7 protein-coding genes are annotated in these 3,646 nt (G+C 64.4%); all 7 read left to right on the top strand.

The window, feature by feature from the left end; genetic code table 11:
* Positions 1–149: 149 nt before the first annotated feature.
* Positions 150–482: a hypothetical protein gene (locus ARC39_RS24070; RefSeq protein ID WP_236545386.1), complete on the top strand. Its 333-nt coding sequence runs from the start codon at positions 150–152 to the stop codon at positions 480–482.
* 163 nt (positions 483–645) lie between these two features.
* Entirely contained in the window at positions 646–1,497 is an 852-nt protein-coding gene (locus tag ARC39_RS24065) for a WD40/YVTN/BNR-like repeat-containing protein (RefSeq protein ID WP_236545385.1), read from the top strand.
* A gap of 12 nt (positions 1,498–1,509) precedes the next feature.
* The gene (locus ARC39_RS24060; RefSeq protein ID WP_068119047.1) at positions 1,510–1,929 is read left to right on the top strand and encodes a DUF411 domain-containing protein; all 420 of its coding nucleotides are present in this window, start codon (positions 1,510–1,512) and stop codon (positions 1,927–1,929) included.
* Positions 1,922–2,428, top strand: coding sequence for a c-type cytochrome (locus ARC39_RS24055; protein ID WP_068119043.1), 507 nt, complete (start codon positions 1,922–1,924; stop codon positions 2,426–2,428). Before ARC39_RS24060 ends, ARC39_RS24055 begins: the two co-directional genes overlap by 8 nt.
* Positions 2,429–2,653: 225 nt before the next feature.
* Positions 2,654–3,037 carry a c-type cytochrome gene (locus ARC39_RS24050; RefSeq protein ID WP_236545384.1) on the top strand — a complete coding sequence of 128 codons (384 nt, stop codon included), beginning with the start codon at positions 2,654–2,656 and terminating at the stop codon, positions 3,035–3,037.
* Positions 3,034–3,393, top strand: coding sequence for a hypothetical protein (locus tag ARC39_RS24045; protein WP_068119041.1), 360 nt, complete (start codon positions 3,034–3,036; stop codon positions 3,391–3,393). The genes ARC39_RS24050 and ARC39_RS24045 overlap by 4 nt, the downstream gene beginning before the upstream one ends.
* 42 nt (positions 3,394–3,435) lie before the next feature.
* A partial coding sequence (locus tag ARC39_RS24040; RefSeq protein ID WP_149866541.1) for a cytochrome c occupies positions 3,436–3,646 on the top strand: 211 nt, incomplete at its 3' end.

Here is a 3,646-nt window from a genome sequence, read left to right as displayed (position 1 = left end):
CGCGGCTAAGCCCGTCATGCCGTACGAGCACGCGAGGGTTGATGGTCTGCTCCCCGGGCGGGCTGTTCATCCTGCGCGTCATCGCCGCTTTCGACGAAGCCGCATCAACAACACTCCGACTTGCGGCCATATTGGTGCTGATGTCACTCATGATCAGACTCCTCTCTGCCTGCATGTTTGTCGCGTTCATCCTGGGTACGGTCGTCCAGGGCGCGGCCGGTGGAGCGCTGTCGATGGACATGTCCGAGGCGGCGCATACACAGATAGCTGCCCTCGACTGCGCCGACTGCGATGAGCATAGCCAGGAAGGGTCGTCGGACTGCGGCGGGTTCTGTTCCTCGGCTCAGCTGGCGGCACTTCCCGTCGAATGGGCTCCCCCCGTGGCCGGAGATGCCGACGTCTTTGGTTATGCCGATGCCGCCTTTCGCAACTGGGCAGAGCCACCCGCGCAGACACCGCCACGACCCCGTTTCCTGATATAAGCCGCCGCACCGCATCCCGGCGCGCGTAACGAGACCTGTCGCTCTCCGGCGACGGCGCCTCGTCATTCCTACAAATGGACAACGGAACATGACGGATTTCACAGGATTTCGGTTCAATCGCCGGGCCTTGCTAAGGGGAGCTATTGGGGCCTCGATAATGGCAATGGCGCCGCAACTACGGGCCGCGACGCCGGCAGGGTATCGCGCGCTCGCCTTCTCGGGCGGCGGCGCGGTTGCCGCTGGCGACAGTTTCCTCACCAGCGAGGACGGCGGTGCCACCTGGCGCCAGGGCGCTCGGCCGGGCGCCTCTCCGGTGGCGCTCGCAGCGCATCCCGAGAGGTCAGGCCGTCTGATTGTCGCGCTCGAAGGTGGTGGCGTGGCGGTTTCGGATAACCGCGGCGAGACCCTCATACTGGGCGGACGCGGATTGCCAGCGGCTGAGATCTCCGCGCTCGCCACCGCCGCGCGGCTGCCGGACACGCTTTACGCCGCCATCCCCGGTGACGGGCTCTGGCGCAGCGAGGATGCCGGCGAAAGCTGGGAATTCGTGATGGATCGCCCCTTCATCGCCGGAGAGGAGCGGGATGTGCTCAGCCTGGCGTCGGTCGACCTGGCCAGCGGGATGGGCGGTATTTGGCTCTATGGCGGCTCGACGGCCGGGCTGCAACGCGTCCCCGACTGTTTCTGCCGGTGGCAGGACGTGCAACCCGAACACGCGCTGGATGCACTCGTCGAGGGCGCGGAGGCGCCCGAACCCCGCCCGCTCCCTGCCGGAGAACCCGTACGAGCCCTCATTTCGTCCGCCGCGGCGCCGAGCCGGCTCTGGGCGGCGCTTCCCTCCGGTATCTGGATCAGCGCCGATGCCGGGCTGACCTGGGAGACGGCAAACGCGATCGCGGCCACCGCCCTCGCCGGTGACCCGACCAACCCCGACACCCTGATCGCGGCCAGCCCCGACGGGCTTTTCCACAGCCGGGATGCCGGCCGGTCCTGGACCGCCTCCACGATCCTTTGAAGGAGAAATCCGATGAACAAAAGCATCCTTGCAATCCTCGCCGTGATCACGACGCCCGCCCTGGCCGCGGAACAGGTCACCGTCTACCGCGACCCAAGCTGCGGCTGTTGCGGCCTATGGGCGGAATATATGCAAACCCGTGGCTACGACGTGACGATCGTTGACGACACCGATGTCGCCCGGCGGGCGATGGCCGCCGGCGTTCCCGAACAAGGGCTGTCTTGCCACCATTCCGAGATCGGTGGCTACGAGGTTCATGGCCATATTCCCGAGGAGATCATCGCGCGGCTGCTGACGGAGCGGCCTGCGATCACCGGGCTGATTCTGCCGGGAATGCCGCAGAACTCTCCGGGCATGGCACGCGAGAAATACGGCACGCTCAAAGTCTATTCCTACGGCCCTGACGGGATCGAGGTCTACTCGCATGAGTAAGGCCCATCATGGGAACGGTTCGGCGGAGCGGAAGGCGGCGGCTTTGCTCGCCGCCACGACCCTTGCACTTGCGAGCGTTTCGAGCGCCGCAGCCAGTGGACCGGCGGAGGTGACCTTCCTCGGCTCCCCTTCCAGTGCAGAGAGCATTGCGGTAGGCGAAACGCTCTATGCAGAGCATTGCGCGGCATGCCACGGCGAGAACCGGGAGGGCCAGCCGGACTGGCGCCGGCGCCTTGACACCGGCCGCATGCCGGCTCCGCCGCAGGACGGCACCGGACATTCCTTCACCCATTCCGACGCCCATCTTTTCGCGATGACGAAGTTGGGGATCGAGGCGGTCGTGCCGGGCTACGAGAGCGACATGCCGGCTTTCGAGGGCATCCTCGAAGATGCGGAGATCATTGCTATCCTGTCCTTCGTCAAGGCGAACTGGCCCGAGGAGAGGCGCGCCTACCAAGCCAGCCTGCCTGGCATGGATGCTGGGCGGCCGGGGGAGTGAAGCGTATGGTTGCCCGTCTCCCGAACGTGGCCTTCAGGGCCGCTCCCCCGCCCGAAGACGACGCAGGCCGGAGACCATCACGCAATCTTTTCGCGAACTCGCTGTTGACCCTCCAGCATTGGAGGGTCTGCAGAGGGGCGTTCGCCAAGAGAGGTGCGCGAATTCGTGAGTAGGCAGATTGTATTCCCTCTCTTGGCCGTCGGCGCGATCGCGGGCGCGATGCTGATGTCTCAGTCTAATTCCCTGTCGATCAGCAATTCGGACGAACAGGACCCCAGCGGTGGTGACGCGCCGATGGTCGATGTGCGGCTTCCAGAGGGTTTGTCGGCAGACGCCACGTTGGGAAAGACCGTATACGATGAGAAATGCGTTTCCTGCCACGGAACGAATGCAGCCGGTCAATGGGGGATCGCACCACCGCTGGTCCACAAGATCTACAAGCCGAGCCACCATGGCGACATGGCGTTCCAACTCGCCGCGCGCACAGGAGTGCGGGCCCATCACTGGAGCTTCGGAAGCATGCCTCCAGTCGAGGATATTTCGGATACCGAGATCACACAGGTTACGCTCTATATCCGGGAACTGCAGCGGGAGAACGGGATCCAATGACGAAGCGCGACCGGAGCATAAATGTCTGGAGCCGCGCCGTGGGGCTGGTGCTTATTTGCGCTTTGATCGCGCCGATGGCATTTCAACTTGCCCGCCCGCACGTCTCCGACCACCAAGTGGTGGCGCAATACGAAATGCCGCATGACGCTTCCCATCACCATCCAGAGCCAAACGAGGGCGACCTGGCCGGGCACTGTCATCCGGGGATCGATTGCCACTTTCAAGCCATTGTCGAAATTCTGACGATTCCACGTCCGGTTGCCGAGCAGGGTCGGCAGCACTTCCTGGCTCGCGGGCGAACCGAGCCGGGAATCGAGCATGGTTTTGACCCACCGCCCCCTCGTGTCGCGTCCTGATCCGAGAGTTTTCGAACGACAGGACAAGAAAGGATGAAATCGATGAAACTGACACGAAATCTGAGTGTTGCGACCGGCATCACTCTTGTCGCGGCGACGGCCTTTGCCCACAGCGGCGCGATGGGCATCGTCAAGGAGCGGATGGACGGGATGTCCGCCATGGCGGCCGTTATGAAGGCGCTTGCCCCGATGATGCAGGGTACCGCGCCCTACGATCCGGATGCCATACGCAAAGGGGCGGCAACGATCGCCG

Source organism: Tropicimonas marinistellae (assembly GCF_001509585.1).
Classification (GTDB): Bacteria; Pseudomonadota; Alphaproteobacteria; order Rhodobacterales; family Rhodobacteraceae; genus Tropicimonas; species Tropicimonas marinistellae.
The sequence above is the reverse complement of the archived record's forward strand: the minus strand, read 5'-3'. Positions and strand labels throughout refer to the sequence as shown.